Here is a 21,322-nt window from a genome sequence, read left to right as displayed (position 1 = left end):
ATTTCTTTTTTTATCCCGCGCGATCGCCCGCGCGATCGTTTTCTTTATGACCTATTGCCTCAGAATTGCTGATTTACCAACTACAGAACGCCCCCGTGAGAGGCTAATAACTCATGGAGCGCAAATTTTAGCCACAGCCGAGTTAATTGCTATTTTGCTCGGTACGGGGCAAGGAGCAGGAAAACTTTCCGCGGTTGGATTAGGGCAATATATCTTACAAGAATTGAGTAAAAATCAACGCGAACCTTTAGCAGTGTTGCGAGAAGTCAGCATTCAAGAACTGATGCAAATTGATGGTATTGGTCCTGCTAAAGCAACAACCATTTTGGCAGCAGTTGAGTTGGGTAAGCGGGTGTTTCAGTCTCGTCCCTTAGACCGTCAACCAATAGAAAGTCCCGCAGTAGCGGCGGCAGTGTTGAGTCAAGATTTAATGTGGCAACCGCAGGAGCGTTTTGCCGTCTTACTTTTAGATGTCAAAAATCGTCTGATTGGGACGAAGGTAATAACAATAGGTACGGCAACAGAAACTCTTGCTTCTCCCCGCGAAATTTTTCGCGAGGTAATTCGTCAAGGAGCAACGCGGGTTATCGTGGCTCACAATCATCCTTCAGGAAATGTCGAACCAAGTTCGCAAGATATTGAATTGACTCGCCAGTTATTAGCAGGAGCGCAGTTACTAGGTATTCCCATACTCGATCATCTAATTTTAGGTAATGGTAACCATCAAAGTTTGCGCGAGCTAACAGATTTATGGGAAGAATACCCGCAAGGAGATTGAGCGCCAGGAAGAGGAGCGGTCGTGCGGGTCAAATATACAAATAGGGACGCACATCAGTACGCCCCTACTATTGTTTTTCAATTGGCTGTCTACCAATCAGCGTGACGACGATGTTTATAGGGTTCTCCTGTAAAAGGCTGCGTACCAATAGCTGGATATGCATCATCGCTAGGACCAAAAATCCGTGTCATGGCTTCAATAATATATTGAGCAGCGCTGTCTAGCATTTTGGAAATATTCATATAGTTCATCTCCAGAAGTGAGGATGAATGAGATAGCTGTATGAATTCTTATTTTATGTTTGTTATCGGCTAATTATGAGCGTTACTCAATCTATTGCAATTGATCGCAATACTTATTTGTTGATGTTTGCAATTCGTTATACAGCCGACTCAAATAGTTCGTTATGACTGTCATTAGTCATTGGCTAAATATTATAACAAGTCTTTTGCGATCGTGCGATCGATGGCGATCGCTAACTTATCAGTAGTCTGATTTTATATGAATAAAACTCTCCACAATTACTTTTTCTACGATTGGATTTCTTCTGAAATCACCATTAAGAAAGGTATATATTTGGTCAGTTATTAGCGATCGACGATCGGTTATCAGTTGTCAGGGAATTAGTAGTTGAGTAGTGTATGACGCATGGAGTGTGAGGAGTGGGGATAGAAATAAGCACGAGTCACGAGTCAAAATTAACTGGTAACAGGTCACTGCTCCCTGCTCCCTGCTCCCTTTCCAAGGGACTTGACATGTTTTTGGTAGAAATTACTATAATCAAAACAATGCTGCCATGAGAGAACGATGAGATGACGAGTTCACGCTGGAACGGTGCAGAAAACACCATACTCCAAGAACGAGAAGATCGAGCCTTGACGCTGACAGAGGTTGATTACAGCTTGCTGACCGATCTTTATCAGCTAACAATGGCAGCTTGCTATGTTGGTGAAGGGTTGGAACAATCTCAGGCAAGTTTTGAATTAACAGTGCGCCGCTTACCCCAAGGATTCGGTTATTTAATCGCGATGGGTTTGGCGCAAGCATTAGAATACTTGGAAAAATTGAGATTTAGCTCCGAACAAATTTCAGCTTTGCAGGCTACGGGACTGTTTCAGCACACACCAAAACAATTTTGGACGCTGCTGGCTGAGGCTGAGTTTACAGGCGACGTATGGGCTGTACCAGAGGGAACGGCAATATTTCCTCACGAACCGTTGTTACGAGTCGAAGCCCCTTTGTGGCAGGCACAGTTAGTAGAAACCTATCTCCTCAATACCATTAATTATCAAACTTTGATAGCTACACGCGCTGCTCGAATGCGGGATGTTGCGGGTGCGGAGGCAACGTTATTAGAATTTGGTACGCGCAGGGCATTTAGTCCTCAAGCTTCTCTGTGGGCAGCCCGCGCAGCTTTAGCAGCAGGACTAGATGCTACATCGAACGTACTAGCAGCGGTGCGACTAGGGCAAAAACCCAGCGGAACGATGGCACACTCGCTAGTGATGGCACTTGCAGCTACAGCAGGTAGCGAAGCTGACGCATTTACAGCTTTCCATCGCTATTTTCCGGGCGCACCGCTATTGATTGATACTTACGATACGATCGCCGCTGCAAAATCCCTGGCAGAATCAATTCAGTCAGGCAAAATGCAACTGGCTGGAGTAAGAATCGATTCGGGGGATTTGCTAACTTTATCGCAACAGGTGCGATCGCTCCTTCCTGATGTACCAATCTTCGCCAGTGGTGATGTAGACGAGTGGGAGATTGCCAGACTGAAAGCAAGTGGTGCTTGCATTGACGGTTACGGATTGGGAACGCGATTGGTTACGGGTGCGCCTGTCAATGGTGTCTACAAGCTGGTAGAAATTGATGGCATTCCAGTCATGAAAGAATCGAGCAACAAAATGACTTATCCCGGTCGAAAACAGATTTTTCGCCACTATGGAGAGACGTTACATGTCAAGTCTCTACACGATCGCCTGGGATTAATAACGGAAAATCCGCGATCGGCCGAACAACCTTTGCTAGAAATGATGATGCAAGGAGGGAAAATTATACAGCCACCAGAAGCGATCGCCCAGATTCGCCAACGAACGGCGGCGACAGTTGAAAGCCTACCTACCCAGTGCAGGCAACTCGATAATCCTACAACAGTAGAGGTGCAAATTTCTGCTGCTTTACAGGAGTTGACAGAGACAACAAGACACCAACCGCCCAAACTTGTAGCGAACGAAGGAAGATCATGAGGATTGCTTTATTTGGCACGAGTGCCGATCCACCGACAGCAGGACATCAAGAAATTTTGTGTTGGCTGGCAGAACGTTACGATCGCGTAGCGGTTTGGGCAGCAGATAACCCGTTTAAGTCGCAGCAAACACCGTTACAACATCGCGCTCAAATGTTGCAACTGTTAATTGCCGAGATCGAACCTCAACGGCAGAATATTGGGTTTTATCAGGAGTTGAGCAGCCAGCGAACGCTAGAGACAGTGGAAAAGGCGCAACAATGGGGACAGGTAGAACTAACGTTAGTTATTGGTGCGGATTTAATCGAACAATTACCACGCTGGTATCGAATTAAAGATTTATTACAGCAGGTACAATTACTAGTTATACCGCGCCCAGGATATGGAATAGAGGAATCGGATTTGGCACGCTTGCGCGAGTTAGGGGCAAAGATTGCGATCGCCGATTTGACTGGTTTAGATGTCTCTTCTACAGCGTATCGCGATCGCTGCGATCCAGAAGCCGTTACCCCACAAGTCAAGGCATACATTCACCAACAGCATTTGTACAAATGCCAGGACGCACCCAAAGAAAAGTTATCGATCCGATAAGTTCGCAACCTTTAGCTGATTTTAAAGTTGGAGTTGATAGCGTGATTTTCTCCGTTGATACTTCTCAAAATCGGCTTTTGGTACTGTTAGTCATGCGCCATCAGGAACCTTTTGTAAATTACTGGGGTTTACCTGGTACTCTGGTGCGTCAAGGAGAATCGTTAGAAAATGCTGCTTATCGAATTTTGGCAGAAAAAATTAGAGCCAAAAATCTCTATTTAGAACAGTTATATACATTTGGGGGACCTCACCGCGATCCGCGCGAGGAAGCTAATAGTTTTGGAATCCGATATCTTTCCGTGAGTTATTTTGCCTTGGTGAGATTTGAAGATGCAGAACTGATTGCTGATGGTGTGAGTGGGATTGCTTGGTATCCTGTTAAGGAAGTGCCGCAATTAGCTTTCGATCACAATGAGATTTTGACATACGGACATCGACGTTTGCGAAATAAGTTGGAATATAGTCCAGTCGCATTTGAAGTGTTGCCGGAAATGTTTACTTTAAGCGATTTATATCAGCTTTATACCACAGTTTTAGGCGAGAATTTTTCTGATTATTCTAACTTTCGAGCCAAGTTATTAAAATTAGGTTTTTTATGCGACACGGGAATTAAAGTATCGCGGGGTGCAGGTCGTCCGGCTAGTTTATATAAATTTGACGCTGGAGCATTTGCTCCTTTTAAAGATAAGCCTTTGGTGTTTATTTAAATGGGTAATGGGTAATGGGTAATTGGTAATGGGTGAGTGGCTAGCCACTAGCCACTAGCCACTAGTCACTGATAACTGATAACTAATTTATGAAAGAAGCAGAAGAGTGTTTAAATATTCATGAGATTCGACAAGAAATTGATGCGATCGATCGCAAAGTTATAGAATTGCTGGGTCAGCGATTTAATTATGTGAAAGCAGCGGCTCAATTTAAAAAAGATGCTGATGGTGTAAAGGCTATAGATCGGTTTAATGCCATGTTACAACAGCGGCGAACTTGGGCGGAGGAAGTTGATTTGAATCCCGATGCTATCGAGAAGTTATATCGGGATTTAGTTGGCTATTTTATCGAAGAAGAATTGAAGCACTGGGAATCGAAGTAATGATGATTCCATCCACCCCAATCAATCTATTTGAATACGAAACGCTGGCACAAAATCGCTTATCTCAAATGGCTTGGGATTACTATGCTAGCGGTGCTTGGGATGAGGTGACGTTGAAGGAGAATCGTATTGCTTTCAATCGCTACCGATTGCATCCACGCATGTTGGTGGATGTGAGTCAACGAGATTTGAGTACGACAATTTTAGGGCAATCTTTGAGCGCGCCAATCCTGATTGCACCAATGGCTTTTCAGTGTCTAGCAGATCCCGCAGGGGAAGTTGCTACAGCAAAGGCGGCGGCTCATTCAGGTATTGGGATGGTGTTGAGTACGCTGTCTACTAAGAGTGTGTCAGAAGTCGCGATCGCCAATCCTCAGACTTGGTTTCAGTTATATATTCATCGCGATCGCAATTTAACTCGCGCTTTAGTAGAGTACGCCTATAAGTGTGGTGCAAAGGCGCTTTGCGTCACCGTAGATGCGCCATTTCTAGGAAGAAGGGAGAGGGATACGCGCAATCAATTTATCCTTCCTCCAGGCATGGAATTAGCCAATTTAAATCATTTAAAAGATCAAAACTTAGATATCCCCCACCGTCAAGGCGAGTCGGGTTTGTTTGCCTATTTTGCCGAACAACTCGATCCTGGCGTAACTTGGACAGATTTAGCATGGTTGCGATCGCTCGTGCCGATACCACTCGTTGTCAAAGGAATTTTACGTCCAGATGATGCAATACGTGCTGTAGAAGTTGGCGCTGAGGCAATTATGATCTCAAATCATGGTGGCAGACAACTCGATGGAGCGATCGCAACTATTGACGTTGTATCTCAAATTGTCACTGCTGTAGGCGATCGTACTGAAGTCTTAATGGATGGTGGAATTAGACGTGGTACTGATATTTTAAAGGCGCTAGCATTGGGAGCAAAAGCTGTACTTATCGGTCGTCCCGTGTTGTGGGGTTTAGCCGTAGCAGGTGAGACAGGAGTACAGCACGTTATTGAAATTTTACGCGACGAACTCAGTTTAGCAATGGCATTAAGTGGCTGCGCCAAATTACAAGATATTGACTTCTCACTAGTACAACGGGAGTCGGGGAACAAGGGAGCAGGGAGCAGGGAGTAGGGAGCAGAGTAAGAGAGCTTCAGGTGCAGAGGAGCAACTACCAATTACCAATTACCAATTACCAATTATTATGAAAATTGCGATCGCTCAACTCAATCCTATAATTGGCGACTTAAATGGAAATGCTCAGCAAATTTTAACAGCAGCACAACAAGCCGAAAAATACGACGTGCGGTTGCTGCTGACACCAGAATTATCTTTATGCGGCTACCCACCACGAGATTTACTCCTAGACCCCAGTTTTGTAGCTCAAATGGGGGTGACTTTGCAACGGCTAGCTGAAGAATTACCAGCTCAAATGGCTGTATTAGTCGGCTGCGTTCGACCCAACGAGCGATCGCTTTCTTTTGGTGGTAAGCCTCTATTTAACAGTATTGCTCTACTACAGAAAGGCAAAATTCAACAAATCTTTCACAAGCGTCTTTTACCCACCTACGACGTATTCGATGAATACCGTTATTTTGAACCTGGATTAGAGGCGAATTCTCTGGTTTTGGAAGGATTTGTAGAGGCGCACAACTGTGCGCTACCAACACACCACGCACCACTCAAAATTGGAGTCACCATCTGCGAAGACTTATGGAATGACGAAGAATTTTGGGGTAGGCGCAGCTATGCAATTAATCCAATTGAGGAGTTAATTCAACAGGGAGTCGATTTGGTTGTGAATTTATCTGCTTCTCCCTATAGTGCCAACAAGCAGCAGATACGAGAAGCAATGCTGCAACACGGAGTTGTGCGTCACCAAATTCCAGTATTGTATACCAACCAAGTTGGAGCGAATGACGACCTGATTTTTGATGGCTGTAGCGTTGGCTTTAATCGTGTTGGGGAAATGGTTTGCCGCGCGCGAGCATTTGAGACAGATTTGTTAATCGTAGAATACGACGAGCAAGCAGGAGATTTGCAACCCAGTAAAATTGCTCCAATGCCTGCAAATCTAGATGAGGAAATTTGGCAGGCACTTGTTTTAGGCGTACGAGACTACACTCGCAAGTGTGGCTTTTCTAAAGTCGTACTCGGTTTGAGTGGGGGGATTGATTCATCACTGGTAGCAGCGATCGCAACCGCAGCGTTGGGTAAAGAGAATGTCCTTGGCGTACTCATGCCTTCTCCCTACAGTTCGGAACACTCAGTTCAAGATGCCTTGGAATTAGGCAAGAATTTGGGCATACTAACTCAGACTATTCCGATTGGAGAGTTAATGCAAGGTTATGACAAAACTTTAGAACCGTTGTTTGCTGGTACGCCCTTCGGCATTGCCGAGGAAAACATTCAATCGCGGATTCGTGGCAATTTACTCATGGCAGTTGCCAACAAATTTGGCTATCTCCTGCTTTCTACTGGTAATAAGTCAGAAATGGCTGTGGGTTACTGTACCCTTTACGGCGATATGAATGGAGGACTAGCGGCGATCGCAGATGTCCCCAAAACCCGTGTCTATTCGATCTGTCGCTGGCTGAATTCTAGAGCTGAGGGAGCTGAGGGAGTAAATACCAATTTTCGACTCCCGACTCCCGACTCCCGACTCCCCACAATTCCTGAAAATGTCATCAACAAACCCCCCAGTGCAGAGTTGAAACCAGGTCAATTAGACCAAGATTCTCTACCTGACTACGATACTTTGGATGACATTTTACAAAAGTTGATTCAAGAGCATCAATCGGCGGCGCAAATTGTTGCTGCTGGACACGATGCGGCTGTTGTCGATCGCGTTGTAAAACTTGTTGTTAAAGCGGAATTTAAACGCCGTCAAGCGCCTCCTGGCTTAAAAATTACCGATCGCGCTTTTGGTACTGGCTGGCGAATGCCAATCGCGAATAAGTGGGTTTCTCATAGTAAAATGCCATCGTCTGAGGTGGTGTCTCAAGCTTCTGTGAGTCCTGTTGTTCCACCGCGATAGAGTTCCTCTTGTCATTCATGCTCGATATTTGGAGGAAAAAAGATGTTTCAAACTCAACAGTTTCAAGATAATTGCGTGACGCTGTACGATATTTCGTGGGATAAATTTGAGGCGATCGCAGCATGATTAGAAGAGACAAAAGTACGCTTGACTTACCTGGATGGAACTTTAGAAATAATGGGGTAACAGTAACTTTGTTACTGTTACCCCAGTTGTAAAGTTGGAGAACTGAACTTATTTACCTGTACGAGCTTTTGTCTCTCTGTCACCAGAAATTTTCTCACCAAAAAGAGTGAAGTAAAGCATACGGTAAATGTCAGTGTTGCTAATACCTGTTGTAGGCATCAGTTCTTCTGCATTCAGTCCTGCCGCACGAGCAATGACACCGCTACCCACGTCATCACCAGATCCCCATTCGACTGCAAAGGGGAAGGAATTACCATTTAAATCGGGAGCGGATATAAAAGGTTTAGTTCCGGTTCCATCCACGCCATCGATTGCAGAACCGCTGACTTCATCATTGGCTGGCAGTGGTTCATCAGCCGATTCGACATCGAGTAACTGCATCCCACCAGCATTGCTATCGCTTGCAGTCACCATGAAGGTGTTGGGGTTTTGCTTGATGAAATTGAGGATAGTTCCTGCTGCATCATCGGCGCGTTTGAAGGCTTCAAGGCAGCCAGATGCGTTGAGGTTATTGCAAAAGTTATCAGTTCCTTCTTCCTCAATTACCACTAAAAAGCCTTGTTTATCGCCAGAGACACGGTTGAGTGCGAATTCAGTCATCTCGGCGATTGTTGGAGCGCTAGGAATGTAGTTAGGCAACCCTTGCGCCCGTAACTCTTCTTCAGTCTGGTCGTTGAAAGTATCTTCCACGTTGAAGACTCCAAAGACCTTACTAACTTCTTTGGGTAGACTTAACAGATCCTCGCGGGTATAAACAATGGTGTAGCCTTGGGATTGTAACTCCTTAATTAAGTTGCGGCGATCGGTGCGTTTGCCTATACCAAAGCGTCCTTGAGTACCTTGAGGCAAAAGCCACTCTTCCCCTGCGCCAAGCATGATGTCTACACCAGATTTGACGACTTCCAAAGCAATCTCTTCGTAATCTTGTCGCCTTCTTGCTTCTGATACAAAGGCAGCCGTACCTGGCTCTATCAGAGAACCAGATTGAACCAGTGCAGTACCAAGACCAGCTTTTACAGCCTCTTCCATAATAGTGTTCGTAGTGCCATTAGCTGAGACATACTCGTTACCATTAGGATCTAATCCAAAAGAAGTTGAGTAGGCACGAGTACCAGTTGCATGAGTCACAGCACCAGCATTAGAGGTTCCTCCTAACTGATCTGCTAGATGACCGCGATAGGGTGCAATAAAAGGTAGGCGATCCCAGTTGAGTTCTCCATCTGAACCGTAATTGAGAATACGAGTTACATCCCAGTGGCTAGCCGAAGTCCCATCAGGATGGAAGAAGATCGCGCCATTGCCCGTTGGTTTTGGAGCAGCCTGTGCAGGCTTAGCCCAAGTAAGAGAGACGATTTGTGGAGTTACTAATGTGCCAATGAGTAATGCACCTAGTAGTTTCAATTTGGTAAATGTCACAACTATCCACTCCTCACGCTTATACATGATGATTCAGTATCGATTTAATTTGATATCAATTATTTTTGGACTCGCTATTAACTTGAACAAATGTTGAAGCTATTGTCCCAAAGGGTTTCCGCGTCCACGCATAATTGATGCGAATCGCAAAAATAGTTGTTATTCAATACAATTTGAATTGCTACTAAATCATATCAGAACAGCAATCAGTGCCGATGTGTTGCAGAAAACATAGAAACTGTAATCTTGGTCACAAAATAGAGAAACTATGTACAAATTTGCGCCAGCTTCTAAGCAAGAATCGATTGTATTCGGCTCGGCTCGACCAGGTTATTCAGAAGCACAGGTGCGAGATTGGCTGAAATATATGCAAGGTCAAGAAATTAGACGAGTTTGCTGCTTGCTGCCTCAAAAACAACTCGCTCCCTACTCAGATTTACTTGGCACTTACGCACGAGAATTTGGCACTCAGCAAGTCTGTTGGACACCAATTGAAGATTTTACGCTTGCTGAGCCTGAAACACTGACAGGGAAGATTTTACCATTTTTACTGGAAGCCGACCGACAGGGCGAGAAAGTTGTCGTGCATTGCAGTGGGGGTATTGGGCGCACGGGTCATGTTTTAGCGGCATGGTTGGTAGGTGGTCGCGGTTTTTCTAACCGAGAAGCAATTAAAGCAGTGAGGCAGATGGGTAGAAATCCATACGAAGTTGCGATCGCGGCTGTTTTTCAAGGTAAGAATCCGTTTAGAATGGTTGCAAAGTTGGAATCACTTTTAGATTGTTGTTGTATTTAAGATGAGTTGGCGATCGCGGTTTTTGTAGCTCTTCGATCGAGATAAGTTAGTATCAAGAGTTACTGAATTTTTGTAGGAATTAGTACTTTAATTCTTAGGAGAACGATGAGGAATACATTTTTATAGCTGTACCAAGTTACATGTACAGAAAAGATTTGTGTCGCGCAAAGACACGAAGTGGCTTCTCGGAGAGTAGACGCAAAGACGCGAAGAAGAACGCTAAAGAGATCTCTGAGCGCGATCGCTGTTTGATATTAACTATAAATTATTAGGAAAATGAGTAAAAATTCTCTTGCAAGTCATGGGAAGATAAATGTGGAGCCAGAAATTATAGTGCAATGACCAGATCGCTAGTTATCAATTAAAAAACTGCGATGAAAATACTTAAAATTCAGACGTTACAAGGTCCTAACTATTGGAGTATCCAAGACCACAAGCTGATCGTCGTGCGTCTCGATTTGCAGGATTTGAGCGATCGCAAACCGAATAGAGTTTCTGGCTTTTTGCAGGGGCTGACTGAGACGTTACCTAGTTTGGGCGATCGCGAGTGCGATTTGGGAGAAAAGTTTTTAGATCGGTTGCAAGACGGCTGCTTATGGATGGAGGAAGTCGTCGAACACGTAGCGTTAGAATTGCAAACTTTAGCTGGGATGCCCGTGAGTTTCAGCCGTACTAGAAAGACTGCAACTCGCGGAGTTTATTACGTCATATTTGAATATCAAGTTTCAGAAGCAGGACGCTATGCGGCGAGAGCTGCTGTCCGTTTATGTCAAAGTATCGCAGATAAAAGGCGCTATCATCCCGACGATTTACGGCAAGATTTGCAAGATTTGCAGAGACTTGGGGCAGAGGCAGCGCTGGGTCCGAGTACGGAAGCGATCGTCAAAGCTGCTGAGGCAAGAGGTATTCCTTGGCTGCAATTGGGGGCGCGGTTTTTAATTCAGTTAGGTTATGGAGCCTACCAGCATCGAATTCAGGCAACGCAAAGCGATCGCACTAGTATTTTAGGTATCGAGCTAGCGGGAGACAAGGAAGGAACGAAACGCATTCTTCAAGATGCTGGGGTTCCCGTTCCGCGTGGCATGACGATTAGCTATCTTGACGAGTTAGAGAATGCGATCGATGCTGTAGGTGGCTTTCCCGTGGCAATTAAGCCCCTCGATGGCAATCATGGCAGAGGTGTGGCGCTGGATATAAATACCAGGAAAGATGCAGAAGCAGCTTACGATGCGGCAAGCGTAGTCTCAAAATCTCGGACTGTCATTGTCGAGCGTTACTACACGGGACGCGACCACCGCGTGCTAGTAGTTGATGGCAAAGTTGCTGCTGTTGCCGAACGAGTCCCCGCCCATGTTGTAGGGGATGGGCGTTCTACGATTAACGAACTAATTGAAATGGCAAATCGCAATCCGCGCCGAGGACAGGGACACGATAACGTGATGACGCGGATCGAATTAGACCGTAGCAGTTTTGAACTTCTGCGCCAGCAAAGGTATAGCCTGGATACCGTGCTGAGAGAAGCAGAAATCTGCTATTTACGGGCAACAGCTAATTTGAGTACGGGTGGAATTGCGATCGATCGCACCGATGAAATTCACTCTGACAACATCTATTTAGCTGTAAGGGTGGCAAAAATCATCGGACTGGATATTGCTGGTATCGATATTGTTACCCCCGACATCTCCCGTCCCCTAGCAGAAGTCGGTGGCGTAGTTGTCGAAGTGAATGCTGCGCCTGGTTTTCGGATGCACGCTCACCCCAGCCAAGGTTTACCGCGTCCGGTGGGGGAAGCAGTCTTGAATATGCTGTTTCCTCCTGGTACTCCCAGTCGTATTCCAATTGTGGCTATTACAGGGACTAATGGCAAAACGACGACTACCCGTTTAACTGCCCAGATGTTTCGCCAAACCAAACGCATTGTTGGCTACACGACTACCGATGGGACGTATATAGACGATCGCCTTGTGGAAGCAGGGGATAATACGGGTCCCCACAGTGCGAGGTTGATTCTGCAAGACCCGATGACAGAAGTTGCAATTTTGGAAGCGGCGCGGGGCGGAATTTTGCGTTCTGGTTTGGGCTTTCCGACTTGCGATGTGGGTGTTGTCTTGAATGTCGCCGCCGATCATTTAGGAATTGACGGGATCGATACAGTGGAAGACTTGGCATATGTCAAAAGCGTAGTTGCAGAAACAGTCATGCCTGAAGGTTATACTGTCCTGAACGCTGACGATCCTTTAGTGGCGGCGATGGCAAAGCGGGTTAAGGCGCAGATCGCTTATTTCTCCATGCAGCCAGATAACGAAATTGTCCAGTCGCATGTCCAACAGAGGGGACTTGCCGCAGTCTACGAAAACGGTTATTTAACATTTAGAAAACAAGATTGGTCGGAACAGATCGAACAAGCAGTAAACGTACCGCTGACATTAGGCGGAAAAGCTAACTTTGCGATTGCCAATGCTTTAGCTGCCAGTCTAGCCGCCTTCGTGCAAGGTGTAAAAATCGAGGATATTCGCGCTGCCTTGATTGCCTTTAAACCATCGACCAGTCAAACTCCAGGACGAATGAATTTATTCGACTTGGGCAAATATCAAGCTTTAATTGACTACGCTCATAATGGGGCGAGTTATCAAGCAATGGGTGATTTTGTCCGGCATCATACGGGAGAACGGATCGGTGTAGTGGGGGGTCCAGGCGATCGCCGCGACGAAGATTTACTTAATTTAGGTAGGCTAGCGGCGGGAATCTTCGATCGCATCATTGTTAAAGAAGATGACGACACCCGCGATCGCCCCCGTGGTGAAGCTGCCGATCTGATCCGTCAAGGCATTGAGGAGGAAAAACCCGATCTTCACTACGAAACCATCCTCGACGAAACCACAGCAATTAACACCGCCTTGGATACTGCAACTGAGGGTAGTTTAGTCGTCATTCTACCTGAAAGCGTCAGCCGTGCAATTAAGTTAGTAGAAACTCGCGATCGGTGAACAGTTGTCAGTTATCAGCGACCAACTACCAACTACGATTAAAGGATGAGCAAAAGCCCACCCTTAAACCTAACTCAAAGCCGATCGCAGCTCTTTTTGAGCCGTTTCTAAGGCTTCTGGTAGCTTACTAGCATCTCGTCCGCCAGCTTGGGCTAAATTCGGTCTACCACCGCCGCCACCGCCGCAAATAAGCGCGATCGCACCGATAAATTTGCCAGCTTGCAAGCCTTTTTTATTCACTTCAGGACTGAAAGCTGCAACCAAACTAACCTTTCCTGCTTCGGGAACGGAACCTAAAACAACAGCACCATTACCTAATTTTTGCAACAATCTTTCGGCAGCTGTTTTTAAAGATTCAGGATCGACAGCTTCCATTTGGGCAACGACATATTTGAATTCTCCCACCGATTCAGCTTGAGCTAATAACGATTCAGATTTTGCTAAAGCAAGTTGTGCTTTGAGGGTATCGAGTTGCTTTTGAGTGTTTTTGAGTTCGGTTTGCAAAGTTGTAATTCGATCCGGTAATTCTTCCGGTTTTACCTTAAAGCGATCGCTTAAATCTTTGACAACTTTATCCCTAACATTTAGGTAATCTAACACGGCGGAACCAGCTACCGCTTCAATTCTCCTGACTCCCGAAGCGACACCAGCTTCAGAAATAATCTTAAATACGCCAATCTCGGCTGTATTGCTGACGTGAGTTCCACCGCATAATTCCATCGATACGCCAGGGAAATCTAATACGCGCACTTCCTCGCCATATTTTTCGCCAAACATAGCAACTGCGCCTCTAGCTTTAGCTTCTGCTAGTGGCAAAATGGAAATTTCGGCTGTATGTGCTTCGGCAATCCAAGTATTAATTGTCTCTTCGATTTGCTGTAATTCATCTGGTGTCACCGGACGAGGACAGTTAAAATCAAACCGCAATTTCGTGAAATCTACTAAAGAACCTGCTTGCGAAATTGAATCATCGACAATCTTTTTCAACGCCGCTTGTAGTAAATGCGTGGCGCTATGATTAGCTTGGGCACGACGACGACAAGCACGATCGATTTGGGCTGTTACCTTATCTCCTACACGTAAAGTCCCGCGTTCAATTCTGCCGAAATGGACGAAGAAATCGGATTCTTTCTTCACGTCTTCAACCCGAACCAAAATCGCATCGCCAGAAAGATAACCGCGATCTCCTATTTGTCCGCCTGATTCAGCATAAAATGGTGTTTTGTCAAGCACAATTTGTACGTCTTGTCCTGCTTCTGCTTCCTCGACGCATTTTCCAGCCATCAGCAGCACTTTAATTTCAGCCGTAGCAGCGGGTTGAGAATATCCGACAAATTCTGTAGCGTGGATATGCTCGGCAAGTTTGTCTAACGAACCTTGTACTGTCAAATCGATCGTTTCGTGTGCTTCTTTTGCCCGTTCGCGCTGTTTTTCCATCTCCACCTCAAAGCCATCAACATCGACAGTGAGGTTGTGTTCTTCAGCAACTTCTTGGGTTAATTCTAAAGGAAAACCGTAGGTGTCGTAGAGAGTAAAAGCACTCTCGCCGCTAATTTGAGCTTTATTCTGCTGTTTTGCTGTTTCGATAATCTCATCCAGCAGTTTCTCTCCGCGTTCTAAAGTCTTGAGGAATTGCGATTCTTCTCGTTGCAACTCAGCTTTGATTTGTGCTTCTCGCACCCGCACGTTAGGATAAGCAGATTCAGACAAGGCGATCGCAGTCTCTACTACTTTAGTTGTAAATTCACCCTGAATTCCGATTAATCTTCCATGTCGGACGACACGCCGAATTAACCGCCGCAATACGTAACCCCGTCCTGTATTTGAAGCGCGAATTTCATCCGCAATCATGTGCATCACAGAACGGATATGATCGCCAATCACTTTTAAAGAGACTTTGGTTTTCTCGTCACACTTGTTATAGTCAATCTCTGCAATTTCCGCCGCTGTTTTAATAATCGGGAAGATTAAATCGGTTTCGTAGTTATTCGGAACTTTTTGGAGAATCTGCGCCATTCTTTCCAATCCCATTCCCGTATCGATATTTTTCTTAGCCAGGGGTGTGAGATTACCTTCTGCATCGCGGTTGTATTGCATGAATACCAAGTTGTAAAACTCGATAAACCGCGTGTCATCTTCTAAATCGATATTTGCGTCACCGCGTTCGGGATGAAAATCGTAGTATATTTCCGAGCAAGGACCGCATGGACCTGTAGGACCAGAATACCAGAAGTTATCATCTTCCCCCATGCGCTTGATTCTGGCTTCAGGAACGCCAATTTTATCCCGCCAAATAGCATAAGCTTCGTCATCTGACTCAAACACGCTAGCAACCAAGCGTTCTGGAGGTAAGCCAAAAACTGTTGTCGAGATTTCCCATCCCCAGGCGATCGCTTGTTCTTTAAAATAGTCGCCAAAGCTGAAATTGCCCAGCATCTCAAAAAAAGTGTGATGCCTTGCCGTGCGTCCGACATTTTCAATATCATTGGTGCGGATGCACTTTTGAGACGACGTAGCGCGTTTGAACTGGGGCGATCTCTGTCCCAAAAAGATCGGCTTAAATGGTAACATCCCCGCGATCGTCAGTAACACGGTAGGATCTTCTGGCACGAGGGATGCACTCGCGAGGATCTGATGTCCTCGCTGGGAATAGAATTCTAAAAACTTTTGCCGAATTTCGTTACCACTAAGATACTGCATGGCGCTGGGTGTGATTGGGAACGCGGTAGTTGGTAGTTGGTAGTTAGTAGTTGGTAGTTGACTTTTCTCAACTCACGACTCACGACTCCCGACTTACGACTCCCGCTCAATATATTTTTGCATTTCAGCTCTAGTTACAGCTACCAGTTGTCAGTTATCAGTTATCAGTTATCAGTTATCATGCACCACTAGCCACTAGCCACTCCCGACAATTCACAAATCTAGCTGAAGAGTCATGAGCGATCGCGCCTTAAGTCGATAAGATTGAAGCCTGAAGACAAAAAATGACGAATTTTCAGTTTTGCTATGGCACTCAAACTAAAAGTACCCGATATTAAGTGTGATGGTTGTGCAGAGACGATTACCGAAACTATCCATACGATGGAACCCGATGCTAAAGTCGATGTTGATGTCGATGCAAAAACGGTAACGGTAGAATCTGCGGCATCCGAAGAGACAATTAAGCAGTCAATCGTAGCTGCGGGTTTTACAGTTGAAGGATACCAAGCTGGGTAATTGGTAGTTGGTAGTTGGTAGTTGGTGAGTTGGATAAGAGACAAGTTTTGAATTTTAACTTTCAACTTTTGACTTTGCCATTGCCAACTACCTATTACCACCTCAGCAGCATGACTCATCCCTTGACTACGTGATACATAGCTGTCAGAGCATAGGGAGATATATTTATGCAATTGGCAGGAAAAGTCGCCTTAGTGACGGGCGCAGGTTCTGGAATTGGCAAAGCAGCCGCTAAGTTGATGGCAAAAGAAGGGGCGAAAGTTGCACTGTTGGGACGTTCTGAAGATGAATTACAGAAAACTCTAGCTGAAATTGAATCTAACGGAGGTACGGCTATATCTGTAATTGGTGATATTTCCAAACCCGAACAGATGCAACAAGCGAATCAAAAAGCTGCTGATGAGTGGGGACGGTTAGATATCGTTTTTGCAAATGCGGGAGTTAATGGTGTTTGGGCATCTTTAGAGGAATTAACACCCGAAGAGTGGAACAAAACGATAAATATCAATCTGACAGGAACTTTTTTAACAGTTAAGTACGCCGTACCATATTTGAAAAAACAACCGGGTTCGTCCATCATTATTACTTCCTCAATTAATGGGACACGGGTGTTTAGTAATACAGGTGCAACTGCATATTCTTGTACGAAAGCGGCTCAAGTTGCTTTTACCAAAATGGTTGCTTTAGAGTTGGCAGAACACAGAGTTCGGGTAAATGTAATTTGTCCTGGGGCGATCGAGACTAGTATTGATGAGAATACCGAACGACGCAATTTAGAAGAAATTAAGGAACCTGTAGAGTTTCCCGAAGGCAAAGTTCCTTTAACAGATGGTAAGCCAGGAACATCGGAACAAGTAGCTCAATTAGTTTTATTCTTAGCTTCCGATGCTTCTAGTCACATTACAGGTACGGAAATGTGGATTGATGGCGGAGAATCGTTGCTGAAGGGATAATTTAGCAAGTCACAAGTCATTTGTAGGGGTGGGTTTACCTAAAATATTTGTCTTATCAGAGTGATTTTGTGAACCCGCCCGTACAAAAAGTAAAAATTTAAATAAAAAAGGTGGGCATTGCCCACCTTACAATTTAAGCTAGTGTGTTGTCACGAACGATCGCCTTTTGTTGAGTTTTCGTTAAGATATGCAAAACTTGTTATCTCAGCAAAATAAGTTTGACGCTCTACCCTAGAGCTATTTGGTTGTAAGCGGATTCCCCAAAATAAATAGAGGGATACAGTGATCGATAAAGCTAATAATATTCTTTGAAACATAACTCTTTCCTCTTCACCACACACGTAATTGCAATCTCGTCTGAGGCAGCACAGAAAGCAATTTTCACTCTTGCCTTAGTGTGCCTAATATTTTCTACAAAACGATCGGACTCGATTCCGGTCTTTTAACTGGCACAATCAAAAGTGGTGAGTGGTGAAGCAGCGAACGTGCCGTGCGACGGCACGGTATTAGCTGCGTCATGGTGCGTGAAGAAAAATTAATTTATTTGCTCTAAAGCTTGACAAATCGCTTGTTTTTGCTCAGGGTCATAATTCCAGCGTTCTAAAAAGCCTTTGTACGTGCCTTCTCCAGTTTTGGCTGACTCTATCAGTTGTTGGGTGCGATCGCGTACTTGAGGCAAATCGACAAGCTGTATGAGCTTTTTTGTGCGGCGATGCACTCGATCTGAGCCTTCTGCCATGTCTTCTTTTTGCTGCCGACGATGAAAGATGGCTTGAGCCGTTGACATGGCTATATTTTTGACTAACAGCTCTGATACAATTTCTGGACTCGATCGCAATGCCTCGATAACTGCATCAGAAGGAGAATCTGCTGCGGATGATGCTGAGGTGAGGTAAGTGACGAAAAAACCCCTCGCACCGTTTTCTGTCTTGACTAATGCCGATATAACAGTAGCTATGTCTGTCTCACTCAGCGTTCCTGTTTCTATTTGTGATAGTAAAGATTCAGTTAAGGCAATCGCTTGCTCGAAGGAGACTGCTGCGGGTACTTCTAGAGAAGATTGTGACATTAGGGGTAAGTTGATGGTGGATGGTTGATAGTTGATGGTTGATGGTTGTCGTTGCTCTGCTCGTGCGCTCGTGCGCTCGTGCGCTCCCTACTCCCTGCTCCCTGCTCCCTGACAACTGATTCAGCCTAACAGCGTTGATACCGCATTCCTGGTAACTGGGAAACTAACCCCAGCAATTCCAACTGTAACAAAGCACTGGCAACTATACCTGTGGCGTAACCTGTTTGCTGGACGATCGCATCAAAAGACATTAACTCAGAAGCAATCGTCGTCAGCACTTGCTGAAGTTCTGGTGCTAAATCTGGCAAACTTAATTGCTCGAAAGCAGCAGGCGCTGAATCAATTTGGGGCAGACTTCCCAGCAATTCCAGCAAATGACCTTCACTTAAAATGACGGTAGCACCCTTATTGAGCAAACCCAAACAACCATGCGATCGCGGGTTATCTAAACTACCTGGTAATACATAAACATCCCGCCCAAAATCATTCGTAAACCGTGCCGTAATCAAAGCCCCCGACTTAGTTGGAGCTTCCATTACCAACACTGCACGACATAAACCTGCAATAATTCGATTGCGACGGGGAAAATGGGCGCGATCTGGAGGAGTTTTACTGGGAAATTCGCTGACTACTAAACCCTGCTCGACAATTTGCTCGTAAAGCTTTCGGTTTCGAGGTGGATAGACGATATCAACTCCCGTTCCCAAAACCGCGATCGTCCTTCCGCCTGCATCCAGACAACCTTGATGTGCTTCCGTATCAATGCCTTCTGCTAATCCAGACACGACGGTGAACCCATTACGAGCAAGCGCCATACTAATTTTCCGCGTCCAACGCTTGCCATATTCCGAAGGACTGCGCGTACCAACAATTCCAATTAGCGCTTTACTACCTTGATTTTCTCCCTCATCCACGATACCGCGATAGTACAGCACGGGTGGCGGACTAGCAATTTCCAACAGCAGGCGGGGATACTCATGGCTGTCTGCGGGTGTCCAGAAGTGGGAGTTTTGTGCTGCGTGGGTGACAAGAAATTCTACTGGATGCAGTTGCGATCGCGCCGCATTGACTTGTTCGAGCGTCTGCGTTCCCATCCCTTCCACCGCTTGTAAAGCCGCCGAACTCGCTTGCCAAGCTGCTGCCAGCGTTCCAAAATGCTGCTGTAAGCGTTGTAACAACACTGGACCCACGCCAGAAATTTGCGCCCATGCCAGCCAAAAAGCCCTTTCTTCCGTCAATGATTTATCCTTAATGTATGCGTGCCTGTTAGATTACTCGGTTATAGCCTGTCTTTTGGCTTAGTGGTAATTGGTAATTGGTAATTGGTAATTGGTAGTTTTGGGTTAGACAATAGGTTGCTAAATGTCTATAGTCTTAGTAGAAAATTTAAGTAAAGTCTATCCTGTGGCTGTAAAAGAGCCTGGACTGAAAGGAACTATCAGCCACTTTTTTCGCCGTACGTACAGACAAATTGAAGCAGTTAAGCAAGTTTCGTTTCAAATTGAATCTGGAGAAGTCGTCGGCTTTTTAGGGGCAAATGGAGCAGGCAAAACTACGACGCTCAAAATGCTCACGGGTTTGATCCATCCTTCTAACGGACGAGTTAGGGTAGCCGGACAAATTCCTTTTCAACGCCAACCGGAATTTTTGCGACAAATAACCTTAGTTATGGGGCAGAAGCAACAATTGATCTGGGATTTGCCAGCTTTAGACTCGCTAAAAATCAATGCTGCAATTTACGGACTTTCGACTCAAGAGTATCGCCGCCGTGTTGGGGAACTGACAGAAATGCTCTCCCTGCAAGGTAAGCTGAATCAACCCGTGCGCAAACTTTCCTTGGGGGAACGCATGAAAGCGGAACTTCTAGCCGCCTTGCTGCATCAACCTAAAGTCTTATTTTTAGACGAACCGACTTTAGGATTGGACGTGAACGCGCAAGTTGGAGTTAGAGAATTTCTGCGGGAATACAATCAAAGGTATGGGGCAATAATTCTGTTAACCAGCCACTACATGGCAGATATTACTGCCCTTTGTCAGCGAGTTTTGGTGATTCATAAAGGACAATTAGTTTACGATGGCAGTTTAGACCGACTCGTAGATAACTTTTCTCCCTATCGCGAAGTGCAGGTGGAACTTGCCCATCCTGTATCTAAAGAGGAGTTGCTACCCTATGGTGAAATTAAAGCCGTTACGGGTCTATCGGTACGTTTTTGTATCAAACGCGAAGAAATGACACGAGCAGTAGCAAAAATGTTAGCAGAATTAGAAGTCGTAGATTTAACCGTCACCGATCCGCCAGTCGAAGAAGCGATCGGGCGAGTTTTTACCGCAGGGAATGTGTAATAAAGGGAGTAGGGAGTAGGGAGCAGAGAGCAGATAATTCTACCTTTTCATCCTAGTAACTCATCTACTGAGACGCTAAATCCCTGCATGACTAACTGCGTACTCACTACATCACCATGATGAAAGCCTAAAGTCCGATCTTGAGTCAAAATTAAAATTCGCTGGCTGTCAGGAAACACTAACCAAACTTCTTGGCAACCCGATTCTAGATATTCTTGAGCTTTGGCGAATAATTCTTCGGCTACATCAGTAGGAGACACAATTTCTGCAACTAGAGGCGGACTTTGCGGTAATGCTGTAGCTGTGTCAAATTGTGTTGATAATTCAGCGGTAAGATAAGCCACATCAGGACGGCGACCTTGCCGTAAAGTTCGACAAGGAAGTTCCATATAAACGTCTCCTCCTTTCCCGCTATCGATAATGTAGTTACCCCAATATCGTCCCAATCTCGCTTGAATCTGACTGTGCTTTACCGTCACTTCTTGCTCCACAAGTTGCCCATTTACCCACTCCATGCAATCAGGGGGATTAGCTAGATAGTCTTCTAGGGATAAGTTGGTTGTGTTAGTAGTTACCATAGCTTTTGGTGGCGATCGCCTTACAAATCTTGCAATTGTTAATACAT

Annotated in this window: 18 protein-coding genes; 12 read left to right on the top strand and 6 right to left on the bottom strand. The window is 45.3% G+C overall.

Going from position 1 to position 21,322, the window contains the following annotated elements; all coding sequences use genetic code 11:
* The first annotated feature begins 46 nt into the window (after positions 1 to 46).
* Positions 47 to 778, top strand: a complete 732-nt coding sequence (gene radC / locus H6G17_RS21090) for a DNA repair protein RadC (RefSeq protein WP_192160572.1) — start codon at positions 47 to 49, stop codon at positions 776 to 778.
* A gap of 89 nt (positions 779 to 867) precedes the next feature.
* Here radC and H6G17_RS21085 read toward each other — a convergent pair whose 3' ends face one another.
* Entirely contained in the window at positions 868 to 1,020 is a 153-nt protein-coding gene (locus H6G17_RS21085; protein ID WP_015152156.1) for a hypothetical protein, read from the bottom strand.
* Positions 1,021 to 1,590: 570 nt separating this feature from the next.
* Here H6G17_RS21085 and H6G17_RS21080 point away from each other — a divergent pair.
* The 6 genes from H6G17_RS21080 to H6G17_RS21055 all read left to right on the top strand — a co-directional run bounded on the left by H6G17_RS21080 (position 1,591) and on the right by H6G17_RS21055 (position 7,731).
* Complete coding sequence (locus tag H6G17_RS21080; protein ID WP_192160536.1) at positions 1,591 to 3,027, top strand: nicotinate phosphoribosyltransferase; 1,437 nt, start codon at positions 1,591 to 1,593, stop codon at positions 3,025 to 3,027.
* A complete protein-coding gene (locus H6G17_RS21075; protein ID WP_192160534.1) occupies positions 3,024 to 3,617 on the top strand; it encodes a nicotinate-nucleotide adenylyltransferase in 594 nt (197 codons plus the stop codon). Before H6G17_RS21080 ends, H6G17_RS21075 begins: the two co-directional genes overlap by 4 nt.
* Positions 3,578 to 4,324: an NUDIX domain-containing protein gene (locus H6G17_RS21070; protein WP_192160532.1), complete on the top strand. Its 747-nt coding sequence runs from the start codon at positions 3,578 to 3,580 to the stop codon at positions 4,322 to 4,324. The genes H6G17_RS21075 and H6G17_RS21070 overlap by 40 nt, the downstream gene beginning before the upstream one ends.
* Before the next feature lie 89 nt (positions 4,325 to 4,413).
* On the top strand, positions 4,414 to 4,707 hold the full coding sequence (locus tag H6G17_RS21065; protein WP_192160530.1) for an isochorismate lyase: 294 nt from the start codon (positions 4,414 to 4,416) through the stop codon (positions 4,705 to 4,707).
* Positions 4,707 to 5,828, top strand: a complete 1,122-nt coding sequence (locus tag H6G17_RS21060; RefSeq protein WP_192160528.1) for an alpha-hydroxy acid oxidase — start codon at positions 4,707 to 4,709, stop codon at positions 5,826 to 5,828. Before H6G17_RS21065 ends, H6G17_RS21060 begins: the two co-directional genes overlap by 1 nt.
* A gap of 70 nt (positions 5,829 to 5,898) precedes the next feature.
* Positions 5,899 to 7,731, top strand: a complete 1,833-nt coding sequence (locus tag H6G17_RS21055; protein WP_192160526.1) for an NAD+ synthase — start codon at positions 5,899 to 5,901, stop codon at positions 7,729 to 7,731.
* 234 nt (positions 7,732 to 7,965) lie between these two features.
* On the opposite strand, the gene H6G17_RS21050 is transcribed toward H6G17_RS21055, so the two are convergent.
* Positions 7,966 to 9,360, bottom strand: a complete 1,395-nt coding sequence (locus tag H6G17_RS21050; RefSeq protein ID WP_192160524.1) for an alkaline phosphatase — start codon at positions 9,358 to 9,360, stop codon at positions 7,966 to 7,968.
* A 241-nt stretch (positions 9,361 to 9,601) separates the two neighbouring features.
* Between H6G17_RS21050 and H6G17_RS21045 the strand changes: the two genes are divergently transcribed.
* Both H6G17_RS21045 and cphA read left to right on the top strand, forming a co-directional pair.
* Positions 9,602 to 10,129 carry a dual specificity protein phosphatase family protein gene (locus tag H6G17_RS21045; protein ID WP_192160522.1) on the top strand — a complete coding sequence of 176 codons (528 nt, stop codon included), beginning with the start codon at positions 9,602 to 9,604 and terminating at the stop codon, positions 10,127 to 10,129.
* Between the two features lie 374 nt (positions 10,130 to 10,503).
* Complete coding sequence (gene cphA, locus H6G17_RS21040) at positions 10,504 to 13,116, top strand: cyanophycin synthetase (protein WP_192160520.1); 2,613 nt, start codon at positions 10,504 to 10,506, stop codon at positions 13,114 to 13,116.
* Positions 13,117 to 13,185: 69 nt separating this feature from the next.
* Here the strand turns inward: cphA and alaS are convergent, their stop codons facing one another.
* Entirely contained in the window at positions 13,186 to 15,816 is a 2,631-nt protein-coding gene (alaS, locus tag H6G17_RS21035) for an alanine--tRNA ligase (protein ID WP_192160518.1), read from the bottom strand.
* A gap of 306 nt (positions 15,817 to 16,122) precedes the next feature.
* Between alaS and H6G17_RS21030 the strand changes: the two genes are divergently transcribed.
* Positions 16,123 to 16,332 carry a heavy-metal-associated domain-containing protein gene (locus H6G17_RS21030; protein ID WP_106544111.1) on the top strand — a complete coding sequence of 70 codons (210 nt, stop codon included), beginning with the start codon at positions 16,123 to 16,125 and terminating at the stop codon, positions 16,330 to 16,332.
* A 167-nt stretch (positions 16,333 to 16,499) separates the two neighbouring features.
* Positions 16,500 to 17,285 (top strand): SDR family NAD(P)-dependent oxidoreductase, encoded by a 786-nt coding sequence (locus tag H6G17_RS21025; RefSeq protein WP_192160516.1) that lies wholly within the window; start codon positions 16,500 to 16,502, stop codon positions 17,283 to 17,285.
* Positions 17,286 to 17,820: 535 nt separating this feature from the next.
* Here H6G17_RS21025 and H6G17_RS21020 read toward each other — a convergent pair.
* Together H6G17_RS21020 and dprA are read right to left on the bottom strand one after the other, a co-directional pair.
* Positions 17,821 to 18,354, bottom strand: a complete 534-nt coding sequence (locus H6G17_RS21020; protein ID WP_192160514.1) for a hypothetical protein — start codon at positions 18,352 to 18,354, stop codon at positions 17,821 to 17,823.
* A gap of 125 nt (positions 18,355 to 18,479) precedes the next feature.
* Positions 18,480 to 19,592, bottom strand: a complete 1,113-nt coding sequence (dprA, locus tag H6G17_RS21015; protein WP_192160512.1) for a DNA-processing protein DprA — start codon at positions 19,590 to 19,592, stop codon at positions 18,480 to 18,482.
* A 124-nt stretch (positions 19,593 to 19,716) separates the two neighbouring features.
* Here dprA and H6G17_RS21010 point away from each other — a divergent pair, with 124 nt between their 5' ends.
* On the top strand, positions 19,717 to 20,697 hold the full coding sequence (locus H6G17_RS21010; RefSeq protein ID WP_192160507.1) for an ATP-binding cassette domain-containing protein: 981 nt from the start codon (positions 19,717 to 19,719) through the stop codon (positions 20,695 to 20,697).
* 47 nt (positions 20,698 to 20,744) lie between these two features.
* Here the strand turns inward: H6G17_RS21010 and H6G17_RS21005 are convergent, their stop codons facing one another.
* Positions 20,745 to 21,275 (bottom strand): Uma2 family endonuclease, encoded by a 531-nt coding sequence (locus tag H6G17_RS21005; RefSeq protein WP_192160506.1) that lies wholly within the window; start codon positions 21,273 to 21,275, stop codon positions 20,745 to 20,747.
* Between the last annotated feature and the right edge of the window lie 47 nt (positions 21,276 to 21,322).

The sequence above is a fragment of the Chroococcidiopsis sp. [FACHB-1243] genome (assembly GCF_014696895.1).
Lineage (GTDB): Bacteria > Cyanobacteriota > Cyanobacteriia > Cyanobacteriales > Chroococcidiopsidaceae > Chroococcidiopsis.
The sequence above is the reverse complement of the archived record's forward strand: the minus strand, read 5'-3'. Positions and strand labels throughout refer to the sequence as shown.

Coding starts and splice junctions, on each gene's coding strand:
- H6G17_RS21010 (WP_192160507.1), top strand. CDS start 19,717: ATGTCTATAGTCTTAGTAGAAAATTTAAGTAAAGTCTATCCTGTGGCT.
- H6G17_RS21050 (WP_192160524.1), bottom strand. CDS start 9,360: ATGTATAAGCGTGAGGAGTGGATAGTTGTGACATTTACCAAATTGAAA.
- H6G17_RS21025 (WP_192160516.1), top strand. CDS start 16,500: ATGCAATTGGCAGGAAAAGTCGCCTTAGTGACGGGCGCAGGTTCTGGA.
- H6G17_RS21070 (WP_192160532.1), top strand. CDS start 3,578: ATGCCAGGACGCACCCAAAGAAAAGTTATCGATCCGATAAGTTCGCAA.
- H6G17_RS21075 (WP_192160534.1), top strand. CDS start 3,024: ATGAGGATTGCTTTATTTGGCACGAGTGCCGATCCACCGACAGCAGGA.
- H6G17_RS21005 (WP_192160506.1), bottom strand. CDS start 21,275: ATGGTAACTACTAACACAACCAACTTATCCCTAGAAGACTATCTAGCT.
- H6G17_RS21055 (WP_192160526.1), top strand. CDS start 5,899: ATGAAAATTGCGATCGCTCAACTCAATCCTATAATTGGCGACTTAAAT.
- alaS (WP_192160518.1), bottom strand. CDS start 15,816: ATGCAGTATCTTAGTGGTAACGAAATTCGGCAAAAGTTTTTAGAATTC.
- H6G17_RS21065 (WP_192160530.1), top strand. CDS start 4,414: ATGAAAGAAGCAGAAGAGTGTTTAAATATTCATGAGATTCGACAAGAA.
- H6G17_RS21045 (WP_192160522.1), top strand. CDS start 9,602: ATGTACAAATTTGCGCCAGCTTCTAAGCAAGAATCGATTGTATTCGGC.
- H6G17_RS21085 (WP_015152156.1), bottom strand. CDS start 1,020: ATGAATATTTCCAAAATGCTAGACAGCGCTGCTCAATATATTATTGAA.
- H6G17_RS21020 (WP_192160514.1), bottom strand. CDS start 18,354: ATGTCACAATCTTCTCTAGAAGTACCCGCAGCAGTCTCCTTCGAGCAA.
- cphA (WP_192160520.1), top strand. CDS start 10,504: ATGAAAATACTTAAAATTCAGACGTTACAAGGTCCTAACTATTGGAGT.
- H6G17_RS21060 (WP_192160528.1), top strand. CDS start 4,707: ATGATGATTCCATCCACCCCAATCAATCTATTTGAATACGAAACGCTG.
- H6G17_RS21080 (WP_192160536.1), top strand. CDS start 1,591: ATGACGAGTTCACGCTGGAACGGTGCAGAAAACACCATACTCCAAGAA.
- radC (WP_192160572.1), top strand. CDS start 47: ATGACCTATTGCCTCAGAATTGCTGATTTACCAACTACAGAACGCCCC.
- H6G17_RS21030 (WP_106544111.1), top strand. CDS start 16,123: ATGGCACTCAAACTAAAAGTACCCGATATTAAGTGTGATGGTTGTGCA.